Below are 25,157 nucleotides of genomic sequence, written 5' to 3'. Positions count from 1 at the left end.
CTTTGTTATGCTATCAAAAACTTCACTTATTAGCTTTATTTTTTTATAAACTTCATCCCATTTTCGCTTAAATGTCATAAAATCGACAAAAATTGCTCCAACTTTATTCACATCTATCGCTTAAGATGAAAAGTTTCTAGTTATTTCCGCATATAAGTAAAGAAAAGATGATGAAGAACTAATTCTGACAAATAAAGGTTTACCACAATAAAAAACTTAGGTCAATCAAAAATTTCATTTTGTTAAACTTTCTAGATAGGAATTATTTTTTCCTCGTCTAGCATCTTTTCACACGGTTACCATTTTAACGCATCAAATATTGAAAGAAAAGGCGCAATGAAGAGCCAATATGCTCTGAATTGTCCGTATTTTTTAATGAGAGCATCCAGTTGTTTATCTTATACAAAAAAGAGGAATGATATAAGCAAATAAATAAAAAATAGGATGTGTTGAATGATGAGTTTTCTTATTTCACTTATCGTCGCTATTATTATCGGATGGCTTGGAAGCCTGTTTGTAAAAGGAGATATGCCCGGAGGAATTATCGGGTCTATGATCGCAGGTCTTATTGGCGCCTGGATCGGACACGGGCTGCTTGGAACATGGGGGCCGCACCTAGCCGGATTTGCCATTATTCCAGCGGTAATCGGCGCAGCCATTGTTGTCTTTCTAGTAAGCCTGTTAACCAGAAAAAGAGGATAAAAGCAGCAGCACCCGAAGCGTCAGCGCTTTGGGTGTTTGTTTTGCCATAAAAATCGAAAAAGCCTCAACCCTAGCGGTTGAGGCTTTTGACTGGTTTGACGCCCAACTGGTCGATAAACCTTCTGAAGGCCTGTTTTCCTTCTGTTGTCTGTTTAAACACACCGGCGTGTTCAAGAATGCGAGCGAATACATGTCCCAGCTCTTCTTTTATGACTAGATCTGCATTCTCTTTTGTTATGGTTCTTTTTTCCACCATCCGAATAGCCCACTCACTATGTTTTGCCGTGAGCGGATTTTGTTCTAAAGCTGTTTTCGGATCAGCAGAGCATAGCGCCGCTGCCGTTTCTTTCATTTCCTCCTGTAAGCGGCCCGGCAATATCGCCAATCCCATGACCTCAATCAGGCCGATATTTTCTTTTTTAATATGGTGAACTTCCTTATGGGGATGAAATATCCCTAATGGATGCTCCTCATCCGTCCGGTTGTTCCTCAGTACGATATCGAGTTCGTACAAGCCTCCCCTGCGCCGCGCAATCGGTGTGACCGTATTATGGGGCGTATCGCCTGTATAGGCGGCAATGGCGGCTTTTTCATCGGAATACGTCTGCCACGTGCGGAAGATATGGTCAGCAGCTTCGGCGACATGACCCGGTTCGTCTCCTTGGAGCCTGAGCACAGACATCGGCCACTTCACTAAGCCCAGCGACACGCCGGGATAATCTTTTAATTCATAAACGTCTTCCGCTTCTGCACGTGCCATTGGAAAATCATGCGCGCCGCCTTGGAAATGATCATGGCTTAGGATGCTGCCGCCGACAATCGGCAGATCCGCGTTTGAACCGATAAAATAATGCGGATATTGGCCAAGAAATGACAGCAGCCTTTCAAATGTTTTTTTGCTGATCTCCATCGGTTCATGTTCACCTTTTAAGACAATGCAGTGCTCCGGATAATAGACATATGGCGAGAATTGCAGGAACCATTGTTCGTCCTCAAGGATGACCGGAATGATTCTGTGATTTTGCCGGGCTGGATGATTCACGCTTCCCTCGAAGCCGACATTTTCTTTACACAGCAAACACATCGGATAATTTGTCTGTTCCTGCTCTTTTGCAGCCGCAATCGCTTTCGGGTCCTTTTCAGGCTTTGATAGGTTAATGGTCATTTCCAGCTCGCCATATTCGGTCGGCACCGTCCAATGAACATTTTTGGCGATTCTGTCAGTCCGTATATAATAGACATCCTCTGAATATTGATAGAATTCCTTTGTCGCCTGTTTTGGGCCGTATAATGCTTTTGTCTCTTCAAATTTGCGAATGACCTCGGACGGGGCAGGCACAAAACAGCCCATCAGCTTTGCGCTGAGCAGGTCACGGTACGTATCTGTATCCGCTTCCATTCGGCCGGTTTCGGCAGCCCATTTATAGATGGGAGCTAGCAAGTCCGGCAGGCTTTGTGACTGCTTGATGCTGGTGCTTGAGTTCGGCTCGGGATGTGTGATGCCCAGCGCTTCATAAAGACGGTTTCTCGTATATTCCCGATCCCAGATCGAAATCAATTTTCGTTCCAGGCCATACTCAAGCAGTTGTTCCAGATGTTCAATAATACTCATATGTCACTCCCCCTTTAGTTCTCTCGCTCCCTCTCCGATATCCGCGACATAAAAGTCCGCTCGGAGCCCTGTTTTTTCTTGATATCTGTCTCCAACCTTCTGAATAAAATCATCAACGAACTCATCTTTTACAATGCTGATGGTGCAGCCGCCAAAGCCTGCTCCCGTCATTCTTGATCCAATTACACCTTCGTGATCCCATGCCGCAAACACAAGCTCATCAAGTTCAGGGCATGTTACTTCATAATCATCCTTCAATGAAAGGTGGGATTCCTTCATTAACTGCCCGATTTCATCTATATTGTTCTCTTTGAACATATGGGCCGTCTTAATAGCACGATGATTTTCGTATACAGCGTGCTTTGCCCGGCGTCTGTTCGTTTCATTTTGGATCAGGCTGGAATGCGCATCGAAATCAGAAGGCTTGATGTCGCCCAGTGCGGCAATATCGAGGCCTTTTTTCAGATCAAGCAATGCATTATTGCATTCTTGGCGTCTCGTATTATAGCTGGAGTCAGCCAATGTCCTTTTTTTGTTCGTGTTCGCGATGACCAGCGCGAGGCCTGAGACATTGAGTTTGCTATATTCATAGTCAAGCGTGTCACAGTTCAGCAGCATCGCATGATGTTTTTTCCCCATTCCAATTGCAAATTGGTCCATAATTCCGCAATTGACGCCGATAAAATGGTTTTCCGCATGCTGCGCCATTTTCACAAGCTCAAGCGCATCTACTTCAGGATAAAAATAGCTTTGGAGCACAACCCCCATCAGCAGTTCAATAGAAGCGGAAGACGACAGCCCCGCCCCGTTTGGAATATTCCCTGAAAATACAATGTCAAAGCCATGGGGAACTGCATATCCCCTCTGTTGAAATTCATAAATAACGCCTTTTGGGTAGTTCGCCCAGTCGTCTTCTTTTTGATAGCGAATGTCGTCAAGGCTGCATTCCTTGATCCCCGCGTCTTTAAAGTTGTCTGAATACATCCGGACAACCCCGTCTTTTCTTTCTGCAACAGCAGCATATGTACCCATTGTCAGCGCGCACGGAAAGACATGCCCGCCGTTATAGTCTGTATGTTCTCCAATCAGATTCACTCTTCCAGGTGCGAAAAAAAACCGTAACCCCTCTTTTTCTCCGAATACACTTGCAAATATCCCCTTTAGCTCTTCCCGCATGTGCAATCACCTTTCTGGTTTTTATTTTTTATTCCCCTTATTTCTCCATAGAAAACGGCAGATCATATGCTGCTGTCCTCTGTCATACCCCTTCTTCTTTTGTTTTTTTAAAGACGAGCCATTTGCTCGCAACATAGTTGACGACAACAATGACCGCGTTGTCGAGTATTTTGGCCAAGGTTTCATTTGTATTGAACTGGCCGACAAGAATGATCATCATGCCTAAATCTATGCCGAGAGACAGGACCCGAACGCTGAAAAAAGCAGTGAGCTCTTTCAGCAGGCTCTGCAGATCATGTGTTTTTTGCTGAAACACATATAATTTATTTGTTATGTAAGCAAACAGCACGGACAAAATCCAAGCGGCGACAGTGGCTGCTTTGTAATCCACATTCATGATCTCTACCAATATATAAAAGCTGGCGATATTCACAATGGTTGTGAAAGCCCCCATAATGATATACATAATTATTTCTCTATACTTCACTGATGTTCCTCGCTTTCTGAAAAACTTTTCAAAATTCTTGGCGTCTCGTGCTCTCTGTCTAAAGTGAAAAATACCGAGAGTGCGTCTAAAAAGCTGCGGAAGGTGGCTGGCTGGCCCAATACATATGATTGTTTGATGATTCCGTCGAGGACTGCACATATTATTTTAGCCGTATATTCAGGATCAATACAGGCGTCAATCAGCTTTCTCTCCTTCAGCCACTTAATATATAACACATTTTCTTCCACCCACAATTCGTACAGCCGGACATAGGCCTTGCATTTCTTTAAGACTTTATACGTCGGCATGTTCATGGCAAACGAGGTGATGTCCCACGACGGCTTATTTATGTAATAGGAATAAAGCAGTTCTGCAGCGTGTTTTGCAGCCTCGTCCAATGTCAGCGATTTCACTGACTCCCGCTCCATTTGATCAAGATACCCTATAATGATCTTTTTTTTCATCTGACGTTTTTCTAGAAGATACAGCAGAAAATCGTCCTTGCTGACAAAATGAACATAAAATGCTCCTTTGCTGTACCCGGCGGCTCTGCTGATATCTTCTACAGAAACCGGATCATACGCTCGGTCAATCAACAAATTCACGCCAGCGTCTATAAAACTTTCAAATGTTGCTTCTCTTTTAATTTGAAATTTGTTTTTTTTCATATTTTTCTCCTGGCGGTAATGATTACCCTTATCTTACACCGGATCAATCTTTAGCGGTATTTATTTCTTTGAACGGTTATGCTATTCGGTTTCCCAGGGGTCATTTTTAATAGGCTAAATGATTTATTTTCATTTACATACTATCCAGTCAGTATTTAATTGTTTATTATTATAAATAAGGTCCATTGGTTATATTAGTCATTTTTTTAGGGAATAGGTAGGTGGTTTTTCCTTCAGTTTGTGAACACCGAGCAACTATGTGTGAAATTTGTTGTACTCGCCTCATCATCGCGCTGGCTTGTCTTTTATTGCCCGCATGTTGCAGGAAAACATTTTATACAATTGGAGGTTACTATGAAAACTCATGTTAAAAAAGATTTGGACAAAGATTGGCATATGTTAATTCAAGAAGCTAGATCCATTGGATTAGGCATTCATGATGTGAGGCAGTTTTTAGAATCTGAGACAGCATCGAGAAAGAAAAACCACAAAAAAACCGTCCGGCAAGACTAGTCCGAACAGGCGGATCTATTTACCTCTGGCTTTTCTATCACCTGATCTGAGTTTTCACCATATCCTCTATTCAAAAGCAAATCGCTGCGCTGAGCTTGAGGACAAACGGTGTGTCAGCTAACTACGACAGACAGCCGGTGATGCGATCACCTCTTGGCACATGCATTGTCATAAAGAGGTGATGCGAACATGATAACCGTGCTCTGGTAAACAGCAGCTTTGCTGAGAACAAGCTGCATTCGGTGAGGTTTTGAAAGCAAACTCGTTTATACACGGCCGAGCTTGAAAACCTTCGCCTGTCTTTAGACCACTGTGTTCACCTCTTCACGACCTCCTTCTTTTTTCATCCTCCAGATATTGTTCAACGCATAAATCGGACTTTCAGTACATACCTATTGGTGTACCTTTTTGCTTACGTTTAGCGAATAAAAGGAGGAAAGCCATGTACAAAGCTGATTATAAACAGATTGCTGCAACGCCGTCTTTTCAAGCTTTTTTAAAGCAGAAACGCGCTTTTATTGTTCCTTCTGCGATTTTCTTTTTTGTCTTTTATTTTTCACTCCCTGTTTTGACATCTTATTTCACCTTTTTGAATGCACCGGCCATTGGAGCTGTTTCATGGGCTTGGCTGTTCGCCATCGCCCAATTCGCTATGACCTGGATACTGAGTACTGTGTATTCCCGGAGAGCCGCTCATTTCGATCGGTATGTAAGCGCTTTAAAAGAGGATCTGAAGGGTGAACAGACATGAATATGACTGCTTTTTTATTGTTTTTGGCGATTGTTGGCCTGACGCTTATTATCACGTATTTTGCCGCGAAGCGGACGAAAACGACGAGTGAGTTTTATACGGCGGGCGGCGGGCTCACCGGCGTTCAGAATGGACTGGCAATTGCCGGTGACTACATGTCTGCCGCCTCGTTTCTCGGGATTGCCGGAATGATTGCGTTATATGGATTTGATGGCTTCTTTTACAGCATCGGTTTTCTGGTGGCTTATCTCGTTGTCTTGTACATCGTGGCGGAGCCGCTTCGGAATCTTGGAAAGTACACGATGGCAGACATGATTGCCGCTCGCTTTAAAGAAAAGAAAATCCGCGGTGTCGCGGCTCTCAATACCATTGCCATCTCTACTTTTTATATGATCGCCCAGCTCGTGGGGGCGGGAGCGCTGATCAAACTGCTTCTAGGGCTGGATTATACCGCGGCTGTCCTCATCGTCGGAGTGCTGATGACCATTTATGTCGTGTTTGGCGGCATGATCGCGACAAGCTGGGTTCAAATTATTAAAGCCGTTTTGCTGATGGCCGGTACACTCGTGATTTCGATTATCGTGTTTTCGAAATTCGGCTTTAGCCTTAATACCATGTTTGAACAGATGAAAACGGCTACTCCGCTGGGCGCTGATTTTTTGAATCCCGGAAATAAATACAAGGTGCCGCTTGAGACCTTGTCGTTAAACTTGGCACTCGTGCTGGGAACCGCCGGGCTTCCGCATATATTGATCCGGTTTTATACCGTTAAGGATGCCAAGACGGCCCGTACATCCGTTGTGTCAGCGACATGGATTATCGGTGTGTTTTACATTATGACGGTGTTTCTCGGCTTTGGTGCCGCGGCATTTGTCGGTTTTGACGCGATTACAGCGGCTGATCAAGCGGGAAATATGGCGGCTCCGCTTTTAGCAAAAGCGCTCGGAGGAGACTTTCTGTTCGCGTTTGTATCAGCCATCGCCTTTGCCACCATTTTGGCTGTCGTGACAGGGTTGGTGCTGTCTGCCGCCTCAGCATTTGCCCATGATATTTACAGCCAGATCATCAGAAAGGGAGAAGCAACTGAAAAAGAACAAATGAAAGCGGCCAGATGGGCTTCTGTCGCTGTGTCAGTACTCTCGATTCTCCTTGCGATTTTTGCACAATCCTTAAATGTGGCGTTCCTTGTTGCACTCGCGTTTGCGGTAGCCGCCAGCGCAAACCTTCCGCTGATTGTGTTTACAGTCTTCTGGAAACGATTCAATGCCTCAGGCGCTTTATGGGGCAGCCTGACAGGCCTGATCAGCGCGCTTGTGCTGGTATCGATGAGCCCTAGTGTGTGGGACCCGGCCGGAGGTGCTATTTTTACCGGTGATCCGCTCATTCCGCTGTCTAATCCAGGAATTATTTCCATCCCGCTCGGCTTTCTCGGCGCGTGGCTCGGAACGGTGCTGTCATCTGATAAAACAATTGATGAAGATACGTTTGCAGAAATTCAGGTGAAGGCGCATACTGGCGTCCATATGGAACAGGAATAAAAAAGCTCTCTTTATAGAGAGCTTTTTCCTTGTCTTTTCTTCTGTTCTTCAGAAATCGCTTTTTCAAATACATCCTTGCCGGCAGCACCTGGAATTACAGTGTCGCCAATAATAAAGGTTGGAACGGCTGTGATGTCAGCCTCTTCATAGGCGTGCTTCAAGGCTTGGCGCTGCACGTCCTGATATGTTCTTGTTTCCAGTGCTGATTTGAATGATGCACCGTCTAATCCCACTTCCTCGGCGAGCTTCGTCAAGATGTCAATATCGCCAATATTTTGGCCCTCCTGGAAAAACGCCTGAAAGACACGGGTGTTGTATTCATGTCCTTTATTGTATTCCTTCGCAAAATGGAAGCCTTCAAACGCGAGGTCTGTATACGGATGAGGCGAGACGTTTGGAAAATTGATCTCGACCCCTAATTTCTCCGCCATTGGCTGAATTGATGTCTGCCACATGTACTGTTTGGAAGGATCATTGACCGGATCAAGCTGAGGAGATGGGCTTGGGCGCAGTTCAAACGGCATCCACTCGACTTCAACATCCTTTCCTTTTATCGCTTCTTCAAAAGCGGCTTTTCCAACAAAACAAAATGGGCAGACGTAATCTGAATAAACTTTAATGTGTACTGTCATGATAATCTCCTTTCATACTAAATTGATTTTAAACTGTAACAATTAAAGTTACAACTGTTTTTTAAATAAAGAAGCCGATTTAGGCTTCTTTTATGATTCCAGCAAACGCTGGGCAATATATTCTCCTTTTTTGCAGCCGCCTGGGCATGCATATAAAGCAGAACCGATTGTTTGTGTATATTCGTTTAACGCATCCTTTGCTGAAAGAGCCTTCAGCATCGGGATAAACTGATTGTCGGGATTTTTTTGAAAACTGATAAACAGAAGACCTGCATCCATATAGCCGGTTTTCGGATCAAGTCCTTCTGTGTAAGAGAAAGCTCTTCTCAAAATTTGTTTTCCCGTAGATTTCGCTAGACTGACGTGTGAATTAGACGGAATTTGATTCAGCTTCACGGGATCTGTTTCCTTTTTCTGTCCGAAAGGCGCCCCCGAGCTTTTTCTGCGGCCGAAGGTATCCTCTTGGTCCTTGAGGGAAGAGCGGTCCCATATCTCAAGGAACATTTTGATTTTCCGAAAAGCCATATAGGTGCCGCCCGTCATCCAGTCAGGCTCACCAGACTGAATCCACACGATCGAGTTCATCAACGTGTCATCCTTCGTGCTCTGGTTGCCTGTTCCATCTTTAAACCCGAAGAGGTTGCGCGGTGTTTCACCATTTTTTCCACCGCTTAAAAAGCCTTTGTTCACAAAACGGACCTCACAAGTGCCGACCGCTTGATTTAGCAGGTTACGCAGCGCGTGAAACGCCACTTGCTCGTCGTCTGCACATACTTGAATGCAGATGTCCCCGCCTCCCTGCTTTTCATCCAGGTTGTCATTGGGCATCGCTGGAAGAGCGGCTAGGTGCTTCGGTTTTTTGCTTTTCAGTCCGAAGCGGTCCTTTCCGTCTTTTTCAAAAAAGCCAGGCCCGAATCCGAATGTGACCGTTAAGTTGGAAGGGGATAAATCAGCAGACTCACCTGTATCCTGCGGCGGCAGATACTGATTTCTCTGCTCAGCTGACATTTTCTTGCCAGACGTCAGCATCTGTGTGAGACTTGTCCAGTTTCTAAATAACGTAATGATGTCGCTTTTCTCTTTTGCTGTTACATCCAATGCAGCAAAATAGACATACGTCTGATGGGCAGTTGTGATTCCGGCCTGATGCTTTCCGTAAAACGGAACAATCTGCTCCTCCTCTTTTTCATCCTTTTTCGATGGCTTAGCCGCAGTCTGAACAAGCGGAGCGAGACCGCCGAGGCCGCTGGCACCGATCGCAACGGCTGCCCCCGCCATCGCTCCCCATTTTAAAATGTCCCGTCTATGAATTTGTTCTGGCTTTTTTTGTTCATCGCTCATGCTGTTACAAAACTCCTTTTATAGCACATTTGCAATCTTCGACATGGTTTCAGAAAGAGTCGTCAGCTTTGTGCTCAGCTCTCTGATTTGCTTTTCACTTAATTTATCATAAGACGTATAGGACTGATCATTTGTTTTGTATTTTGCCATTAAAACTTCAAATTCGCTGAACTCCGTATCCAGTTTTTCCGTCAAGTCGGAGTGATCTTTTACAAGCGCGCTTTTCACTGTTTGATAAACGGCTTCGGAGCCTTCCACATTTGCCATAAGGTCAACTAAATCAATTCGTGAGTAGCGTTCTTCTTCTCCCGTGATTTTCGAAATTCCGGCTTCGTTCAGAAGCTCCATCGCGCCTGCAACAATTTGTTCAGGGGTTAATTTCAGTGATTGAATTGAACCGTCAAGCTCTTTTACATCTTTGAGAAGCTGGTCAGCTGTTGCCTTTTCCCCGGAAATATCTTGATCCTTCCAAATGGCCTTCTCAAGCTTATGGAAGCCTGTCCATTTGTCTCCTTCTTCAACATCGTTTTCTCGTGCGTCAATTTTCGGATCAAGATCTCCGAGGCTTTCAGCGATCGGTTCGATTCGCTCGTAATAAACACGCGCTTTCGCATATAACGTTTTGGACTTTTCGATATCGCCGGATTTCACAGCACCCGTAAATGCTTCAGTCGCTCTGACAAGCTGGTCACTCTGCTCTTTGACATAGCCTTTATACTCATCCGCTGCTTTTGCCAGCTGATCGCTAGCCTTTTTGTCGCTCTTCTTCGCTTCTGTCAGGTCTTCTAAGGATGCTTTCAATGACTCGGATTCTGTCTTGATTTTTGCTGCATCCGGTTTGTCTTTTTGCGCTTCTGTGTAGATTGGCTGAAGATGCTTTTCGATTTCTGTATATTCGAATGGATAGTCGCTGCGAATATCGTTTTCAAAGGAAAGCCAGTAGCTGTTTAACTCTTTCCCCTTCTTTTCAATCTCTTTTTGGTCTCCTTTTTCCGCTGAGTCATTCAGCTTAGAAATGATGGTTTCCATTTTATTTACGGATGCGGTGATTTCTTTAGTGACCCCGCTTTTTTCAGATGAAGCTTTTTCTTTGGTTGAAGATGTGTCATTGGCTCCGCAGCCTGCGCACAGCGCAAGGATGCATCCGGCTGATACAGCGATTTTTGTGAAATTCATTTTGTCAGTTCCTTTCCGTTTGTAAAATGTTTTGCCGCTTCTGAAACAAGCGCAATCAGTAAAAAGAGGAAAATCAACATTTGCGGAATCGTGCTGTACACGGACGGATAAATTCCTAGCACCGATACAGACGGCAGCCAGCTTTCTGCATCAGACGGAAGAATGCCCGCCAGCTGAAGGCTGTGAACGCCGGTTCCGAGAAATTTCACGCACATATACAGGACAACCGCCATTGATAGAAGAAAAAACGGCTTCAATGGAATACGCATTCCGAGCTTGATCATCAGAACACCGACGATGACGAGAACGATAAGCCCTGCGGCAGTTCCGCCGATCAGTTCAGTGAGCGGGAGCTTCCCGACAAGCCCGATGAAAAAGATGACCGTTTCGAGACCTTCTCTTACAACTGCCAGAAATGCAATGAGCGCAAAGGAAAGCAGGCTTCGTTTTTTTAGTGCCTGTGACTTCTGGATATTGATTTTTTCTCTCCATTTATCCATTGAGGCGTTTCTGTGCAGCCACACCCCGACATACAAAAGCATGACAGCGGACAGTACGCCGGTAACGCCGCCAAGCAAGAAATTGTTTTCTCCGAATACACTGGAGGAGAACAGAACCGTGATACCGATGCCGGCTGCTAAGGAAACAGCCATGCCGGCGGACGCCCCGCCCCAGATCCATGTCGAGGAACGCGTAACCCGCGCTTTTTTTGTCATGGTTAATAGCGCTCCGATGACAAGGAGGGCCTCCATTCCTTCACGAACCGGGATCAGCGCCGCATCCCACCAGCTGTAGCTGCTTGAAGCGATCGGCTCGAGCAATTGAATTATTTCGTCAATTTGCTTTGATACCTTTTCAGGATGGCTGCCGATCTCCGCCTTCATCAGCGCCAGATTTTCCTCCGATGTCGTATAAGCTTCTTTCGATTGGGAAACGACGTCTCCCTCAACAGCGAGCCAGGATGTAACTAAATTGTCGATTGCGGATGACGCTTCATCCATTTGTTTTTTTTCTATGAACTGTTTTGTGTCTTTCAAGCTTTGTATATAGGCTGTTAAGGACGCCCTTGATTGACCTGAGGATGTCTTTTTCAGCACGACAGCCTGCTGGTAGGTTTCTAAATGAGACGAAAGCTCTTCAAGCTGTGTTTTGAGCTTGCCTGCGTCTTGATTGATAAAAGAAAGAGAAATCATCGCGATATTCGCGTCCATTTCACTGTGAGAAGAAAGGTTTTCTTTCTTAATAGAAGGTTCTTCTTTTTTCCACTTCGCTTTGAAGGTGTCAAACGTTTGTTGTGCCGAATCCATATCCCCGTCTTTTACGGATTTGATCATTTGCTTGTTTAATTGAATTAATGCGGCGATCGGATCATCTTCCGCATGTGCCGCAGAACCGAAAACCATCAACAAGCTGAATAGAATAAGTGCCAGCCCCCGAGCCATCATGTTCCTCCTATAATTGAAAATGATTATCATTGTATAACATAATCATAGCCAGTTCCTGTCCTTTGTCAATTAAAATTTGAAGGTCTGAAAACCTTGATGGACAGCAAAAAAGCTGTCCTTTTACAGAACAGCTCTTTGAAGGAAAATGAACGATTATCTTCCTGTTTTATACGTTTGAATTTCCTCACGAAACTTGCGTGCAGCACTCTCAGGATCCTCCGCCTGACTGATGGCGCTGATCATACTGACGCCATCGGCCCCCGCTTGGATAACAGGTGCGGCATTTTCTATTGTGATGCCGCCGATGCCGACAATTGGAATGCTGATGCCTTGGCGGCGCACTGCTTCAATAAGAGATACCCCTTGTACCGCTCTTGTATCCTTTTTCGTTTCAGTCGGATAGATCGGCCCAAGCCCGACATAATCCGCTCCGTCTTCTTCGGCTTGCTTCACCTCAGACATCGTATGGGCAGAAACGCCGAGAATCATATCACCTATGGCAGCTCTTACCTCTTTCGCATTTGCGTCTTCCTGGCCGATGTGGATACCGTCAGCTTTCAGCTTCAGAGCCAATTCCACATCATCATTGACAATGAACGGAATACCAGCTTCACGGCAAGCTGCCTGCGCTTTTTCAGCAAATTCAATCCGAGCCTCTCCTGTCAGCGCATCCCCGCCTTTTTCACGGAACTGGTACAGGGTGGCACCGCCTTTTAACGCTTTTTGTACAACTGTGACAGGATCGGCTTTCGTATTGTTTGACCCCATAATGAAGTATACAGATAATAACTCTTTCATCATTTCCCGAGAAATACGAGTCATGAGACAGTCACCCTTTCTATAGTCGCCCATTCTTGGACGTCTTGTTCAGTAACAGTTGAAAGCTTGTTCAGCAATTCAATCTGAAAGCTTCCAGGGCCTTTGTCAGCCGTCTGCTGTGCGGCAAGCTGAGCGGCGACCCCATACGAAGAAATGGCCGCAATAGCAGCAAACAATGGATTTTCTTCCACAGCGCAAAACGCACCGACGACGGAAGTCAGCAGGCAACCGGCGCCTGTCACTTTTGTCAGCAGCTTGTGGCCGTTATGAAGGGTGTATACATGTGACGTGTCGGCTATGACATCAACTTCACCAGTTATCGCAATGACCGTGTTTAGCTTTTGTGCCGCCTGCTGAGCCAGCCGGATGATGTCGCCTCCGCCTTCACCCGCATCAACACCTTTGATCAGCCAATCGGTCACGCCGACGGTATGGGCAATTTCCGCCGCATTTCCTCTGATTGCAGCAAGGCGCACCTCACGAATGATGTCACGTGCCGATTCAGTGCGGAACGGTGTTGCTCCGGCACCGACAGGATCAAGAATGACGGGAACGCCATGTTCATTAGCTGATTTCCCCGCGATGATCATCGCTTCGACTGACTCCTTGCTCAGCGTTCCGATATTTAAAACGAGTGCACCCGCAATCTTCGCCATATCGGCGACCTCTTCTTTCGCGTACGCCATAACGGGCGATGCGCCGAGCGCGAGCAGGCCGTTTGCTGTGAAATTCGTTACGACATTGTTGGTTATGCTATGCACCAGTGGGCTATGCCGGCGGACAGCCGTAAGACATTTTGCTACTGATTGTGCATCCATGTTTGCATCATCCTTTACTATCTTTTTTCGGGTCCCATAAATACGATTTCGTATGTTCGAGCCAAGCTCTGGCCGCAAACGACAAGTACCGGTCCTTTCTCCAAATAATGGCGAGGTGCCAAGGGATGACCGGATCGACAAGCGGAATGACTTTCACTTTTTCCGGGTCAAGGCCGCGGCAGATCCGTTCCGGCAAAAGCCCGATCCCAAGGTTGGCTGATACCATCTCACTAATAAAATCCCATTGTGATGTTTCATAAATGATATGGGGCCGGAACCCAGCCTTGATACATTCCGTCATAATTCGGTTGTGCAGGACAAAATCCTCCCTGAAGAAAATAAAAGGCTCGTCCTTCAACTCACGCAGCTGACATTCTTTCTCATCAGCCAGCCTGTGGGAAGGGTGAACGACAAGCATTAAGGTTTCTTTTACGATTGTAAACGAATGAAAGATATCTTCGTTTGCGGGAAGGACCACAACGCCGATATCAAGAGAGCCGTCCCCGACACCTTCTTGGACTTTTATAGAACCGTCTTCGACTAGCTGAAAGGTGACATTCGGATAGTTTTCACGGAAATCGCCGAGCACTCTGGGGAAAAACCCCGATCCGATCATCGGCGGCAGTCCAATCCGTACGTGCCCTTTCTTGACTTCCATAATATCATTTAATTCTGACGTCAGGTTTTGAAATGATTTAATGATTTCCTGCGCCTGCACATACATGCTATGACCGGCATCAGTCAGTTCCACCTGCCTGCCGTTTCGGTAAAACAGTTCAATCCCGAGGTCTTCTTCTAAATTTTTGATCATTTTTGATATCGTCGGCTGAGAAACATAAAGGGATTGGGAAGCCTTCGTAAAACTTTTTAAACGTGCGACTTCCAAGAAATATGTTAAATGGCGGATATCCATGCGCTTCACCCTTTCTATAGACAAAAGGAATACTTCTTATTCTTAATATATATTTTACCTATAGAGAGACCTTATGTACAATAAGTATATAAGGGAGGCATCAATATGAAAAAACTGTTGCTAACCGTTATTCAAATCGCTCTGTTATTTATATTTGCTCGGCTGATTAATTGGGCGACAGCCCTTCTTCATATAAATATTCCCGGCAGTATAATAGGGATTGTGATTCTTTTCACATTATTGCACTTTAACATTATCAAGCTTGAATGGATCGAGCTTGGTGCAGCGTGGCTTCTCGGGGAGCTGCTTTTATTTTTTATCCCGTCTGCCGTCGGAGTGATTGAATACGGAGACATTATGTCGAAATTTGGTGTCAGCATTCTGCTTGTTGTCATCATCAGCACGTTTGTCGTGATGGTGTCTACAGGAACGCTTACACAACTCATTGCAAAGAGAAAGGAGAAAAAGCATACGTGTTCATCGGAATTGTAAGTTTGTTTTTAACGGTTTTGGTGTATTTAGGAGCAAAAAAGGTATATCAACGCTTTCCGCGTGTTTATACGTCGCCGCTATTGGTGACGCCCGCCGTGTTAGTCGGTCTGCTGCTGCTGGTGAATGTCCCGTACGAGTCCTATAATCTCGGCGGCGGATTGCTGACCGATATGTTACAGCCGGCCACCGTGGCATTCGCGATCCCGCTATATAAATATTTCCCTGTTTTAAAGAAATACGCAGTGGAAATTATTTTGAATGTGGCCGTTGGTTCATGCATCGCGATTATTTCTACCGCTCTTATTGCGAAATGGCTTCACCTCGGCACCGGCTTAATTGACAGCCTCGTCCCGAGATCAGTGACAACGCCGATCGCGATGAACGTATCTGAAATGATCGGCGGAATGCCTGCCGTCACAGCCGTGTTTGTGATTTTAACCGCTTTGCTCGGCACAGTGATCGGCCCGATGGTCATCCGTTATTTCCGCATTGATAACGAAATTGCGCGGGGCGTGCTGCTCGGCACAAGCGCACACGGAGCGGGAACGTCTAAAGCATTTGAGCTCAGCTCTGTGTCCGGCACGATTTCCAGTGTGTCGATGATCTTAGCTGCGATTATGACGCTTTGCGCGGCGCCGTTTTTACTTTCATTTATGTAAAAAACTGTCCTCTCGAGGGCAGTTTTTTTTATGTGCTTCCCCTTATTGAAAAGCTGGCGAATTCCAATATAATGTATTTGTGGATACCAAAGGAGGCACCCTGATGCACAACTTGCAGGTGAGGCGGCATTATGCCGCGTTAAAAGGATTTTATTTGTTTGCTTTTCTCGGTACGGGCAGCATAATTCCCTTACTCAGTATGTATTTAACGAAGGAACAGCATTTAAGTGGATCACAGGTCGGCTTGATCATGTCACTGGGCCCGATTGTGATGATTTTCTTTCAGCCGTTTTGGGGCATGCTGAGCGACTATACGCAAAAAACGAAAGGCCTGCTGGCGGTTTGCACATCAATCACAGGCATCATTGGATTAGCCTATATTGCATTTGACAGTTTCCCTCTGTTTATTTTGATTGCGGCCTGTTTTGCAGCCTTTCAAAGCACGATTATTCCACTTTCGGACAGCATTTCACTAAGGTACACACAAGAAACAAACGGCAACTACGGCGGAATCCGCCTGTTTGGTTCTCTCGGCTTCGGTGTCGCGGTGTTTGCCATGGGACAGGTGACGAACCAGCTGTACCCCATTCACGTGATCTTTATCTTTGGCTGTGCCTTTCTGTGCATTGCCGCCATATTGGCTTCACAAATGCCCGGCCAGCAGAAAACAAAAACAAAGGTCAATATCCGCAAAGGATTCCGGGAGCTTATCAGCAACAAAACTTTCCTCATCTTTATGATCATCACCTTTACGACATTTGCTCCAAACTTAGCGAACAATACGTATTTCAGTCTTTTTCTGGACAAAAGCGGCGCGTCACTTTCCGCTATCGGCATTTTATTTTTCATCGGTGTCATTTCAGAAATTCCATTTATGAGATTCGCCCAAACATTTATAGATAAAATGGGGCTGCTCAACGTCATTATGCTGTCAGGCGGAGTCTCATTATTCAGGTGGGCGCTCTATTTCACGGCGCCTTCACTATGGATCATTTATGCGACGGTCTTTCTTCAGGGAGTGGCCATCGGTTTATTTATCCCGGCGGCGCTTCAATATGTGAAAAAGATTACCCCAAGACACGTTGAAGCGACGGCGCTGACCATGTACGCCGCCATTGGCAACGGGTTCGGCAACTGGTTCTGCACATTTGCAGGCGGGTACATTTTTGACTACGTGTCGATCTTCGCAGTCTACTTGCTTTTTGGCATTCTGAGCATAGCAGGCTTTGGCCTGACATTATATTTAATGAAGGCTGAAAAAAACAAACATACACTTCATCAGCCGGCTGTTACTTTTAAACCATAATGACTATAATGAACAAAAGAAAGGATGTGCGTTATGAACGGGCAAGAGCGAAACAGCATTTCGAAAGGGTTGCAGGTTGATATTGTATTGAAAGCAGATCAAAAAACAGGAAAACTGACGAGAGGGACAGTGAAGGATATTTTGACGAAATCAAACTTTCATCCGCATGGCATTAAAGTCCGTCTTGAAGATGGCCGCATCGGCCGCGTCCAGCAGATCGTTTCTACATAAAAAAAAGCTGCCCCTGAACAGGGCAGCTTTTTCATTATTTTTTCTGCAGAAGGACCACTTTCAGGTAGTTGCCTTCCGGAAATGCCGAAATCGTTTTGAAATCCTCCGGCAGCGTAAATTCCTCAATGATGGTGTAGCGTTCGTTTGTCTCTTTAAATGCGGCATCGATAAAGCCTTTGAATTTCTTCATGCCAAAGGCGCTGCTGTTTGTAGAGGCAACAATGACACCCTTGTCAGCAGTGATGGCGATCGTTTCCTTCAGCAGGTTTTTATAATCCTTGGCCGCGCTGAAGGTGCGTTTTTTTGTGCGCGCAAAGGAAGGCGGATCGAGAATAATCAGATCAAAGCGCAAATCCTTTTTTGCAGCATATGAAAAATAGTTAAAAACGTCCATCACTTTAATGTCGTGCGCTTCGTAATCCAGCTTGTTCACGCTGAATTGCTCGATCGTTTTGGCAAGACTTCGATTTGCCACGTCGACGCTTGTTGTTTTCTCCGCTCCGCCAAGCGCCGCCGCCACGGAGAATGCACCCGTATAAGAAAATGTATTTAAAACGGTTTTCCCGTTTGCATAGCGGTCTCTGATCGCCTTGCGCACATGTCTCTGATCCAAAAAGATGCCCGTCATGGCGCCTTCATTCAGATCCACCGCGTATTGAATGCCATTCTCTTGGATGATGATCGGGAACTCGCCCCTTCTCCCTTTCACGAAGTCATCATCTTCAACGTATTGTCCAGCCGTGTCGAAGCGTTTCTTCTCGTAAATCGCTTTATAATCAAGATCCATCTCATCCAATGCGGAAATCAGCATGTCTTTAAAGGTGTAAATTCCCTTGCTGTACCATTGAATCAGCAGGTAGCCGTCATAATAGTCGATGGTGACGCCGCCGACACCGTCACCCTCACCGTTGAACAGGCGGAAAGCTGTTGTATCTTGAGCCTCAAATAGTTTGGCGCGCGCTTGGGCCGCTTTTGTTAATTTGCTGAGAAAAAATGCTTGGTCAATCTGTTCATGTTTATTGCGGGTAAGCGTCCAGCCAACCCCTTTGTTTTGCAGGCCGTAATAGCCCCGCGCGAGAAACTCGCCGCCGCTCTCAGACACGATATCAACGAGGTCTCCTTCTTTCATGTGCCCCGCACTCCCTGCGAGAGCTTCTTTTTCAATAAGGGGATAGCCTTTTTTTATTTTGGCAGCGTGTGCTTTTTTTAGGGTGAGTAGCTTCATATATGTCGTCCTCTTTCCGTTTGCTTTCTCTTATGGTACCACAAAACGCCAAGATGTCTGCATTGACAGAAAGGAAAGGTTTTTCTACGATAGACAAAAAGAGTTACGAGGAGGAGCAGCATGGCAAAACGAATTGACCATACAGGCATCATGGTAAGAGATATTAACGCGTCCATCACATTTTATGAAGAGGTACTAGGCATGAAATTGAAGGATCGCATCACTCACACGAACGGTGTAATCGAGCTTGCATTTCTTGGCTTTGAAGACGGCCCGGAAACAGAAATTGAACTGATTCAAGGCTACAGCAGCGAGCTTCCTGCTGAAGGAAAAGTGCACCACATTGCCCTGCTGACGGATGACATCGCGGCTGAATATACAAAAGCGGAAAAAATGAACGCAAAATTTATCGACGAGGAGATCACAACACTTCCAAACGGATACCGTTATTTCTATATCGAAGGCCCTGACGGTGAGTGGATTGAGTTCTTTCAGCGGTAAAAATAAAGAACGTACATTTTGTGATGTACGTTCTTTTTTATCTATACCAACTGATATACGTTGACTCATCGCAAATCATAGCTTCCCAGCCCATACGCTCAACCAATTCATGGATGTTTTTATCTTTGGCTAAAAAGACATTAATGAATGAGTCATATACACTCATAAACACAAAGTCCATTTTCTCATCAGTTAAAACGAGCTCTGCTGCGGCTTCATCAAGAACCGTCCGCAAGTTGGCTTCAGTTATGTCCAAAACGCCGCGGTTTTCCACAATCGGTTCTGCGTAATAAAACCGATTGGATCCGTTCGCACCTAATACCTTTACCAAACTCGGAATATGAAAATTTGAAATATGATCCTCACTGGGATAATAGAGGTCTCCATTTATGTTTTCATATAACACCTCAGCCAAATCCTCTCTCGCGAACTCGTCCCTTAAAGCGCCTATCGACGTCATTAAAGCTAGCGCCAGCTCAGCATGTGTTTGAAAGCAACAAGAAGACATAACCTTCTTCCAGGAAACAGCCTTGCCTATTCCTCTTATTTCATCATCGTTTGGATAAATATGTTCATAATCATTTTTTCTTTTTGCATTTCCCCATCCTTCAGGCATTTGGATAAAAGGAGAAAAGATAATAGCAGCAGATGAGTATTCAACTGGTACTTGTTGTAAGGTTGGTGATTCGTCATCTAACCATATATAATCTAGCATGCGCACCTCCTTTACATATTCTAACATTCTCTTTCATTTAAAAGGAGATGATCAGCCCTATGACAGGCTGATCATCTATCACATCACATTTTTATCCCCAGATTCAACCGCACTCTCTTCCCGCCATTTTTGATGATCCCATATTCTGAAAAACGGATAGTAGATAGCACAGGTGATCAGCAGATTTACCAGCTGCATAACGGCGCCCGACACCTTTCCGCCTGTCGCCAGGTAACCTGATATGAGCGGCGGCATCGTCCATGGCACCGCGATTCCGGCCGGTCTTGCCACCAGCCCGGTGCTCATGCCGATATAAGTCGCGGTAATCGTGAGGAGAGGTGCGATGATAAATGGGACAATAAGGAGCGGATTCATGACAATCGGCATGCCGAAAATGATCGGCTCGTTGATATTAAATAGCGCAGGGCCGATTCCTAATCGTCCAAGCTGCTTCATTTGTTTGCTCCGGGAGCGCACAAGCATCGTCAGGACAAGCGCCAACGTCGCCCCGCTTCCGCCGACATTGATCCAAATTTGAAAAAACTGAGTCGTAAAAATACTCGGCAACGCCTCGCCCGCTTGGAAGGCAAGACGGTTGGCATCCATCGCGCCGTACCAAATCGGCGCCATGATTCCGCCAATGATGGAAGCCCCGTGAATCCCGCACGACCAAAGCAGCATCTGCACAAATTCAGCGATCAGGCTTCCGCCGAGACTGCCGCCAAGGATGGAAAGCGGTGTCCCAAGCAGGTCTCCTACGACATTGTGCAGACTCTGAAAAGGTGTCATTTCAATCAAAAGGCGCGCCAGCCACACGAGAAACACAATGATAAAGCCGGGAATCAGCGCGACAAACGATTTGCTTACCGCAGGCGGCACACCGTCTGGCATTTTGAAGACGATATTTTTTTGAATAATGTACCGATAGATTTCGGTTGAAAACAAGGCGATCAGCATGGCGACAAATAAGCCCTTGCTGCCGAGCAGCGTGATCGGGATTCCGCCCCCTACCATGATGGACTCCGTTGAGCCATGCGGTGTAAACGGCACCTCAAACGGCGTTGCCAGCAGAAATGCGGCAATTGAAATCGCTCCGGCAGAAAGGGCATCGACACCATAGCTTTCTGCCAGCCGATAGGCGATCCCAAAAGCGGCAATCATCGCCATAATATCAAACGATGCGTTAACAGGATATCCGAGCTTATCAGCCCACTCTTTCCCAAACACACTCGCCATGAAATCAGCATACCCCGGAATCGGCAGGCTCGTTAAAATCAAGAAGACAGACCCGATAATAATCAGCGGCATGGTCAGGATAATTCCGTCACGCAAAGCGCTGAGATGCCGCTGCCCGGCAATTTTCCCGGCGACAGGCATTATTTTTTCCTCCATCACCCGAGTGAATGTGCTCATCTTAAAAGCCCCCTTTTCTCATTGCTTTGTGAACAACCTCCGCAATGTTTTCTTTATCTTATTTTGAAAACGCTTACAAATTCATTTGGAAAATTTCCTGTTCATGCGGAAAAAATCTGTATTTTGCTAAACAACCCTGCCCATGAAAATTTTTTTCCTTCTTACTATTAATCTCTCTTTTTTTCTCCGATATATATATCAAACATCATAGAAAAAGGAGATGAATCATGAAAAACATGTCTTGCAAACTTGTTGTATCAGTCACTTTGTTTTTCAGTTTTCTCGCCATAGGCCCTCTCGCTCATGCGCAAAACAGCAGCGAGAAAGAGGTTATTGTGGTTTATAAAAACAAGGCCGGAAAGGAAACCATCCTGGATAGTGATGCTGATGTTGAACAGCAGTATAAGCATCTTCCCGCGGTAGCGGTCACAGCAGACCAGGAGACAGTAAAAGAATTAAAGCAGGATCCTGATATTTTGTATGTAGAAAACAACGTATCATTTACCGCAGCAGACAGCACGGATTTCAAAGTGCTGTCAGACGGCACTGACACCTCTGACAACTTTGAGCAATGGAACCTTGAGCCCATTCAGGTGAAACAGGCTTGGAAGGCAGGACTGACAGGAAAGAATATCAAAATTGCCGTCATTGACAGCGGGATCTCCCCCCACGATGACCTGTCGATTGCCGGCGGGTATTCAGCTGTCAGTTATACCTCTTCTTACAAAGATGATAACGGCCACGGAACACATGTCGCAGGGATTATCGGAGCCAAGCATAACGGCTACGGAATTGACGGCATCGCACCGGAAGCACAAATATACGCGGTTAAAGCGCTTGATCAGAACGGCTCGGGGGATCTTCAAAGTCTTCTCCAAGGAATTGACTGGTCGATCGCAAACGGGATGGACATCGTCAATATGAGCCTTGGCACGACGTCAGACAGCAAAATCCTTCATGAGGCCGTGAACAAAGCATATGAACAAGGTGTTCTGCTTGTTGCCGCAAGCGGTAACGACGGAAACGGCAAGCCAGTGAATTATCCGGCGGCATACAGCAGTGTCGTTGCGGTTTCAGCAACAAACGAAAAGAATCAGCTTGCCTCCTTTTCAACAACTGGAGATGAAGTTGAATTTTCAGCACCGGGGACAAACATCACAAGCACTTACTTAAACCAGTATTATGCAACGGGAAGCGGCACATCCCAAGCGACACCGCACGCCGCTGCCATGTTTGCCTTGTTAAAACAGCGTGGTCCTGCCGAGACCAACGTCCAGCTTCGCGAGGAAATGCGGAAAAACATCGTTGATCTTGGTACCGCAGGCCGCGATCAGCAATTTGGCTACGGCTTAATCCAGTATAAAGCACAGGCAACAGATTCAGCGTACGCGGCAGCAGAGCAAGCGGTGAAAAAAGCGGAACAAACAAAAGCACAAATCGATATCAACAAAGCGCGAGAACTCGTCAGCCAGCTGCCGGGCTCCGACGCCAAAACTGCCCTGCAAAAAAGACTAAATAAAGTACAGTCTTACAGAAATGTAAAAGATGCGAAAGACAAAGTCGCAAAGGCAGAAAAATATAAAACACAGCAAACTGTTGATACAGCACAAACTGCCATCAACAAGCTGCCAAACGGAACAGACAAAAAGAACCTTCAAAAACGCTTAGACCAAGTAAAACGCTACATCGCGTCAAAGCAAGCGAAAGACAAAGTTGCGAAAGCGGAAAAAAGCAAAAAGAAAACAGATGTGGACAGCGCACAATCAGCAATTGGCAAGCTGCCTGCAAGTTCAGAAAAAACGTCCCTGCAGAAACGCCTTAACAAAGTGAAGAGCACCAATTTGAAGACGGCACAGCAATCCGTATCTGCGGCTGAAAAGAAATCAACTGATGCAAATGCGGCAAAAGCACAATCAGCCGTCAATCAGCTTCAAGCAGGCAAGGACAAAACGGCATTGCAAAAACGGTTAGACAAAGTGAAGAAAAAGGTGGCGGCGGCTGAAGCAAAAAAAGTGGAAACTGCCAAGGCAAAAGTGAAGAAAGCGGAAAAAGACAAAACAAAGAAATCAAAGGCATCCGCTCAGTCTGCAGTGAATCAATTAAAAGCATCCAATGAAAAAACAAAGCTGCAAAAACAGCTGAACGCCGTCAAACCGAAAAAGTAACCAAAAACCTTTAAGACTTGAATTCCAGGTCTTAAAGGTTTTTTACATTCTAAGAAAATCGTACACAACCTTTTTCCCATCCGCCTCACAGGCTTTTCATACTATTGCTATACAGCCATGAACAGCATAAAATGAACGTTATTACAGTTATCACCACATATGGCGGGATTGTGACTGGGCAGGCAGGCAAGACCCAATGATGCAAAGGGAGTATTAATGCCTAAAAAGCAGGGCATTTTAACTCTTCTTTTCGTGTTGGGCTCATAACGGCGCCTTGGACAACCCCCTATTCTCATGCTCCGTCGTCGACGCGGGCATTTTTGTCATTTTCAGCCGGTATTTCTCACTTTTTTCATTTTGATTGTCAACTTTTCATTTGATACGATGAACAAGCCGACTTTTCTTCAGCAAAGGAGGTTTTGATTGCTTGCATAAAGAGATTGCAAAAGAATTACTGCTGCTCGCAGGAGGAAAAAACAATATTATCAGCATCAGCCATTGTACGACCCGTCTTCGTTTTGATGTAAAAGACGAGACGAAAATTGATATACATGCCATTGAGAACCTGCAAGGTGTGCAGGGCACCTTTTTCCGCTATGGGCTTTTCCAGATTATCTTCGGAGCAGGCGTCGTCAACAAAATATATAAAGAAGTCGTTCATGTATGGGAGACCGCGCCTTCTGAAGAGCCTGTCCACCAGAAAAAAGCCAGCCGGAAGCTGAACCCTGCCGCAGCTTTTGCGAAAACACTGTCCGATATTTTTGTGCCGATTATTCCGGCAATAACAGCAAGCGGCCTGCTCATGGGGCTGATCGGCATGATTAAGGTGTTTCATTGGTTCGCTGCCGGCAGCCCATGGATTAAAATGCTCGACCTCGTGTCCAGCACAGCCTTTATTTTACTGCCGATTTTAGTCGGATTCAGTGCTGCACGGCAATTTGGCAGCAACCCATACCTAGGGGCAGTGATTGCAGGGCTTTTGACGCATCCTGATCTGCTGGACCCGTCAATGCTCGGCAGCAAAACCCCGTCTTCTTTAGACATATGGGGGCTTCATATCCCAATGATGGGCTATCAGGGTTCCATGATACCGATTCTTCTTTCCGTTTTTGTCATGAGCAAAATTGAGAAGCTATTAAAATCGATTGTGCCGAAGTCGCTTGATGTCGTGATCATTCCCTTTATTACGGTCATGGTGACAGGATGCCTCGCGCTGATTGTGATGAATCCCGCCGCGTCCATCATCGGCCAGATCATGACACAATCGATCGTCTATATTTATGATCACGCCGGCATTGCCGCCGGAGCTCTTTTCGGCGGCATCTACTCCACCATCGTCCTATCTGGATTGCATCATAGCTTTTATGCAATTGAGGCAACGCTGCTTGCTAATCCGCATGTCGGTGTCAACTTTTTAGTGCCGATATGGTCGATGGCGAATGTGGCCCAAGGCGGAGCGGGGCTTGCGGTATTCCTCAAAACGAAACAATCAAGCCTGAAAAAAATTGCGCTCCCCGCTTCTCTGACCGCGTTTTTAGGCATTGTTGAGCCGATTGTATTCGGGGTAAATCTCAAATTGATCCGTCCCTTTATCGGAGCAGCCATCGGCGGTGCTATTGGCGGAGCATACGTGGTTGCGGTACAAGTTGTGGCAAATTCCTACGGGCTGACAGGCATTCCGATGATTTCAATTGTGCTGCCGTTTGGCGCCGCGAATTTTGTTCATTATATGATCGGTTTCTTGATCGCAGCCGTCTCTGCTTTTATAGCTACATTGTTTCTCGGGTTTAAAGAAGAGACAGAATAACTGGATTTATTCGTTTTCATTCATAAAACGGGGGATGAAAGGACAAAAAAGC

25 protein-coding genes are annotated in these 25,157 nt (G+C 45.8%); 11 read left to right on the top strand and 14 right to left on the bottom strand.

Annotated features, from left to right (window positions below):
* Positions 1-456 precede the first annotated feature (456 nt).
* A complete protein-coding gene (locus tag M1D94_RS01530) occupies positions 457-702 on the top strand; it encodes a GlsB/YeaQ/YmgE family stress response membrane protein (protein ID WP_009968363.1) in 246 nt (81 codons plus the stop codon).
* Positions 703-772: 70 nt separating this feature from the next.
* Here the strand turns inward: M1D94_RS01530 and galT are convergent, their stop codons facing one another.
* The 4 genes from galT to slrC all read right to left on the bottom strand — a co-directional run bounded on the left by galT (position 773) and on the right by slrC (position 4,645).
* The gene (galT, locus tag M1D94_RS01525; RefSeq protein ID WP_321541431.1) at positions 773-2,314 is read right to left on the bottom strand and encodes a UDP-glucose--hexose-1-phosphate uridylyltransferase; all 1,542 of its coding nucleotides are present in this window, start codon (positions 2,312-2,314) and stop codon (positions 773-775) included.
* 3 nt (positions 2,315-2,317) lie between these two features.
* Positions 2,318-3,490, bottom strand: a complete 1,173-nt coding sequence (locus M1D94_RS01520; protein WP_161621135.1) for a galactokinase — start codon at positions 3,488-3,490, stop codon at positions 2,318-2,320.
* 82 nt (positions 3,491-3,572) lie between these two features.
* Entirely contained in the window at positions 3,573-3,956 is a 384-nt protein-coding gene (locus M1D94_RS01515) for a GtrA family protein (RefSeq protein ID WP_032725134.1), read from the bottom strand.
* A 17-nt stretch (positions 3,957-3,973) separates the two neighbouring features.
* Positions 3,974-4,645 (bottom strand): transcriptional regulator SlrC, encoded by a 672-nt coding sequence (gene slrC / locus M1D94_RS01510; protein ID WP_014478350.1) that lies wholly within the window; start codon positions 4,643-4,645, stop codon positions 3,974-3,976.
* Between the two features lie 354 nt (positions 4,646-4,999).
* On the opposite strand from slrC, the gene slrA reads away from it, so the two are divergent.
* From slrA to M1D94_RS01495, 3 genes are all read left to right on the top strand, one after another.
* The gene (gene slrA / locus M1D94_RS01505; protein ID WP_014478351.1) at positions 5,000-5,158 is read left to right on the top strand and encodes a transcriptional regulator SlrA; all 159 of its coding nucleotides are present in this window, start codon (positions 5,000-5,002) and stop codon (positions 5,156-5,158) included.
* A 442-nt stretch (positions 5,159-5,600) separates the two neighbouring features.
* Positions 5,601-5,909 carry a DUF485 domain-containing protein gene (locus M1D94_RS01500; RefSeq protein ID WP_003222190.1) on the top strand — a complete coding sequence of 103 codons (309 nt, stop codon included), beginning with the start codon at positions 5,601-5,603 and terminating at the stop codon, positions 5,907-5,909.
* A complete protein-coding gene (locus tag M1D94_RS01495) occupies positions 5,906-7,447 on the top strand; it encodes a solute symporter family protein (RefSeq protein ID WP_003227390.1) in 1,542 nt (513 codons plus the stop codon). The genes M1D94_RS01500 and M1D94_RS01495 overlap by 4 nt, the downstream gene beginning before the upstream one ends.
* A gap of 11 nt (positions 7,448-7,458) precedes the next feature.
* Here M1D94_RS01495 and M1D94_RS01490 read toward each other — a convergent pair whose 3' ends face one another.
* The 7 genes from M1D94_RS01490 to cidR all read right to left on the bottom strand — a co-directional run bounded on the left by M1D94_RS01490 (position 7,459) and on the right by cidR (position 14,591).
* On the bottom strand, positions 7,459-8,079 hold the full coding sequence (locus tag M1D94_RS01490; protein WP_021480940.1) for a DsbA family oxidoreductase: 621 nt from the start codon (positions 8,077-8,079) through the stop codon (positions 7,459-7,461).
* A 90-nt stretch (positions 8,080-8,169) separates the two neighbouring features.
* The gene (gene efeB, locus M1D94_RS01485; RefSeq protein ID WP_305090735.1) at positions 8,170-9,420 is read right to left on the bottom strand and encodes an iron uptake transporter deferrochelatase/peroxidase subunit; all 1,251 of its coding nucleotides are present in this window, start codon (positions 9,418-9,420) and stop codon (positions 8,170-8,172) included.
* 18 nt (positions 9,421-9,438) lie between these two features.
* Complete coding sequence (gene efeM, locus M1D94_RS01480; protein ID WP_424934878.1) at positions 9,439-10,596, bottom strand: iron uptake system lipoprotein EfeM; 1,158 nt, start codon at positions 10,594-10,596, stop codon at positions 9,439-9,441.
* Positions 10,593-12,038 (bottom strand): ferrous ion permease EfeU, encoded by a 1,446-nt coding sequence (efeU, locus tag M1D94_RS01475; protein WP_424934877.1) that lies wholly within the window; start codon positions 12,036-12,038, stop codon positions 10,593-10,595. Before efeU ends, efeM begins: the two co-directional genes overlap by 4 nt.
* A gap of 156 nt (positions 12,039-12,194) precedes the next feature.
* Positions 12,195-12,863 (bottom strand): thiamine phosphate synthase, encoded by a 669-nt coding sequence (gene thiE, locus M1D94_RS01470; protein WP_173614361.1) that lies wholly within the window; start codon positions 12,861-12,863, stop codon positions 12,195-12,197.
* Complete coding sequence (gene thiM, locus M1D94_RS01465; protein WP_456270391.1) at positions 12,860-13,678, bottom strand: hydroxyethylthiazole kinase; 819 nt, start codon at positions 13,676-13,678, stop codon at positions 12,860-12,862. The genes thiE and thiM overlap by 4 nt, the downstream gene beginning before the upstream one ends.
* A gap of 7 nt (positions 13,679-13,685) precedes the next feature.
* Positions 13,686-14,591, bottom strand: a complete 906-nt coding sequence (cidR, locus tag M1D94_RS01460; protein ID WP_456270390.1) for a cidABC operon transcriptional activator CidR — start codon at positions 14,589-14,591, stop codon at positions 13,686-13,688.
* Positions 14,592-14,696: 105 nt separating this feature from the next.
* Between cidR and M1D94_RS01455 the strand changes: the two genes are divergently transcribed.
* The 4 genes from M1D94_RS01455 (at position 14,697) to M1D94_RS01440 (ending at position 17,279) form a co-directional block, all read left to right on the top strand.
* Positions 14,697-15,083, top strand: a complete 387-nt coding sequence (locus tag M1D94_RS01455; RefSeq protein ID WP_133954696.1) for a CidA/LrgA family holin-like protein — start codon at positions 14,697-14,699, stop codon at positions 15,081-15,083.
* Positions 15,065-15,742: a CidB/LrgB family autolysis modulator gene (locus M1D94_RS01450; RefSeq protein ID WP_003227371.1), complete on the top strand. Its 678-nt coding sequence runs from the start codon at positions 15,065-15,067 to the stop codon at positions 15,740-15,742. The genes M1D94_RS01455 and M1D94_RS01450 overlap by 19 nt, the downstream gene beginning before the upstream one ends.
* 103 nt (positions 15,743-15,845) lie before the next feature.
* Complete coding sequence (locus M1D94_RS01445; RefSeq protein WP_103803649.1) at positions 15,846-17,048, top strand: MFS transporter; 1,203 nt, start codon at positions 15,846-15,848, stop codon at positions 17,046-17,048.
* A 33-nt stretch (positions 17,049-17,081) separates the two neighbouring features.
* Entirely contained in the window at positions 17,082-17,279 is a 198-nt protein-coding gene (locus M1D94_RS01440) for a YwbE family protein (protein WP_032725123.1), read from the top strand.
* A gap of 34 nt (positions 17,280-17,313) precedes the next feature.
* Here the strand turns inward: M1D94_RS01440 and M1D94_RS01435 are convergent, their stop codons facing one another.
* The gene (locus M1D94_RS01435; RefSeq protein WP_456270389.1) at positions 17,314-18,504 is read right to left on the bottom strand and encodes a class I SAM-dependent rRNA methyltransferase; all 1,191 of its coding nucleotides are present in this window, start codon (positions 18,502-18,504) and stop codon (positions 17,314-17,316) included.
* 120 nt (positions 18,505-18,624) lie between these two features.
* On the opposite strand from M1D94_RS01435, the gene glxA reads away from it, so the two are divergent.
* Positions 18,625-19,005 (top strand): glyoxalase GlxA, encoded by a 381-nt coding sequence (gene glxA, locus M1D94_RS01430; protein WP_003243380.1) that lies wholly within the window; start codon positions 18,625-18,627, stop codon positions 19,003-19,005.
* A 37-nt stretch (positions 19,006-19,042) separates the two neighbouring features.
* Here glxA and M1D94_RS01425 read toward each other — a convergent pair whose 3' ends face one another.
* Both M1D94_RS01425 and celB read right to left on the bottom strand, forming a co-directional pair.
* Positions 19,043-19,720: a DUF2711 domain-containing protein gene (locus M1D94_RS01425; protein WP_456270388.1), complete on the bottom strand. Its 678-nt coding sequence runs from the start codon at positions 19,718-19,720 to the stop codon at positions 19,043-19,045.
* Positions 19,721-19,798: 78 nt separating this feature from the next.
* Entirely contained in the window at positions 19,799-21,133 is a 1,335-nt protein-coding gene (celB, locus tag M1D94_RS01420) for a PTS cellobiose transporter subunit IIC (protein WP_153529934.1), read from the bottom strand.
* Positions 21,134-21,360: 227 nt separating this feature from the next.
* Here celB and epr point away from each other — a divergent pair, with 227 nt between their 5' ends.
* Together epr and sacX are read left to right on the top strand one after the other, a co-directional pair.
* Positions 21,361-23,298, top strand: a complete 1,938-nt coding sequence (gene epr, locus M1D94_RS01415) for a minor protease Epr (RefSeq protein ID WP_456270387.1) — start codon at positions 21,361-21,363, stop codon at positions 23,296-23,298.
* 427 nt (positions 23,299-23,725) lie between these two features.
* Positions 23,726-25,105: a SacY negative regulator SacX gene (sacX, locus tag M1D94_RS01410; protein ID WP_003243800.1), complete on the top strand. Its 1,380-nt coding sequence runs from the start codon at positions 23,726-23,728 to the stop codon at positions 25,103-25,105.
* Positions 25,106-25,157: the final 52 nt, after the last annotated feature.

Source organism: Bacillus sp. JZ109, from assembly GCF_053903135.1.
This window is presented reverse-complemented; position numbering and strand designations above follow the sequence as displayed.

Coding starts and splice junctions, on each gene's coding strand:
- M1D94_RS01530 (WP_009968363.1), top strand. CDS start 457: ATGAGTTTTCTTATTTCACTTATCGTCGCTATTATTATCGGATGGCTT.
- galT (WP_321541431.1), bottom strand. CDS start 2,314: ATGAGTATTATTGAACATCTGGAACAACTGCTTGAGTATGGCCTGGAA.
- M1D94_RS01520 (WP_161621135.1), bottom strand. CDS start 3,490: ATGCGGGAAGAGCTAAAGGGGATATTTGCAAGTGTATTCGGAGAAAAA.
- M1D94_RS01515 (WP_032725134.1), bottom strand. CDS start 3,956: ATGTATATCATTATGGGGGCTTTCACAACCATTGTGAATATCGCCAGC.
- slrC (WP_014478350.1), bottom strand. CDS start 4,645: ATGAAAAAAAACAAATTTCAAATTAAAAGAGAAGCAACATTTGAAAGT.
- slrA (WP_014478351.1), top strand. CDS start 5,000: ATGAAAACTCATGTTAAAAAAGATTTGGACAAAGATTGGCATATGTTA.
- M1D94_RS01500 (WP_003222190.1), top strand. CDS start 5,601: ATGTACAAAGCTGATTATAAACAGATTGCTGCAACGCCGTCTTTTCAA.
- M1D94_RS01495 (WP_003227390.1), top strand. CDS start 5,906: ATGAATATGACTGCTTTTTTATTGTTTTTGGCGATTGTTGGCCTGACG.
- M1D94_RS01490 (WP_021480940.1), bottom strand. CDS start 8,079: ATGACAGTACACATTAAAGTTTATTCAGATTACGTCTGCCCATTTTGT.
- efeB (WP_305090735.1), bottom strand. CDS start 9,420: ATGAGCGATGAACAAAAAAAGCCAGAACAAATTCATAGACGGGACATT.
- efeM (WP_424934878.1), bottom strand. CDS start 10,596: ATGAATTTCACAAAAATCGCTGTATCAGCCGGATGCATCCTTGCGCTG.
- efeU (WP_424934877.1), bottom strand. CDS start 12,038: ATGGCTCGGGGGCTGGCACTTATTCTATTCAGCTTGTTGATGGTTTTC.
- thiE (WP_173614361.1), bottom strand. CDS start 12,863: ATGACTCGTATTTCTCGGGAAATGATGAAAGAGTTATTATCTGTATAC.
- thiM (WP_456270391.1), bottom strand. CDS start 13,678: ATGGATGCACAATCAGTAGCAAAATGTCTTACGGCTGTCCGCCGGCAT.
- cidR (WP_456270390.1), bottom strand. CDS start 14,591: ATGGATATCCGCCATTTAACATATTTCTTGGAAGTCGCACGTTTAAAA.
- M1D94_RS01455 (WP_133954696.1), top strand. CDS start 14,697: ATGAAAAAACTGTTGCTAACCGTTATTCAAATCGCTCTGTTATTTATA.
- M1D94_RS01445 (WP_103803649.1), top strand. CDS start 15,846: ATGCACAACTTGCAGGTGAGGCGGCATTATGCCGCGTTAAAAGGATTT.
- M1D94_RS01440 (WP_032725123.1), top strand. CDS start 17,082: ATGAACGGGCAAGAGCGAAACAGCATTTCGAAAGGGTTGCAGGTTGAT.
- M1D94_RS01435 (WP_456270389.1), bottom strand. CDS start 18,504: ATGAAGCTACTCACCCTAAAAAAAGCACACGCTGCCAAAATAAAAAAA.
- glxA (WP_003243380.1), top strand. CDS start 18,625: ATGGCAAAACGAATTGACCATACAGGCATCATGGTAAGAGATATTAAC.
- M1D94_RS01425 (WP_456270388.1), bottom strand. CDS start 19,720: ATGCTAGATTATATATGGTTAGATGACGAATCACCAACCTTACAACAA.
- celB (WP_153529934.1), bottom strand. CDS start 21,133: ATGAGCACATTCACTCGGGTGATGGAGGAAAAAATAATGCCTGTCGCC.
- epr (WP_456270387.1), top strand. CDS start 21,361: ATGAAAAACATGTCTTGCAAACTTGTTGTATCAGTCACTTTGTTTTTC.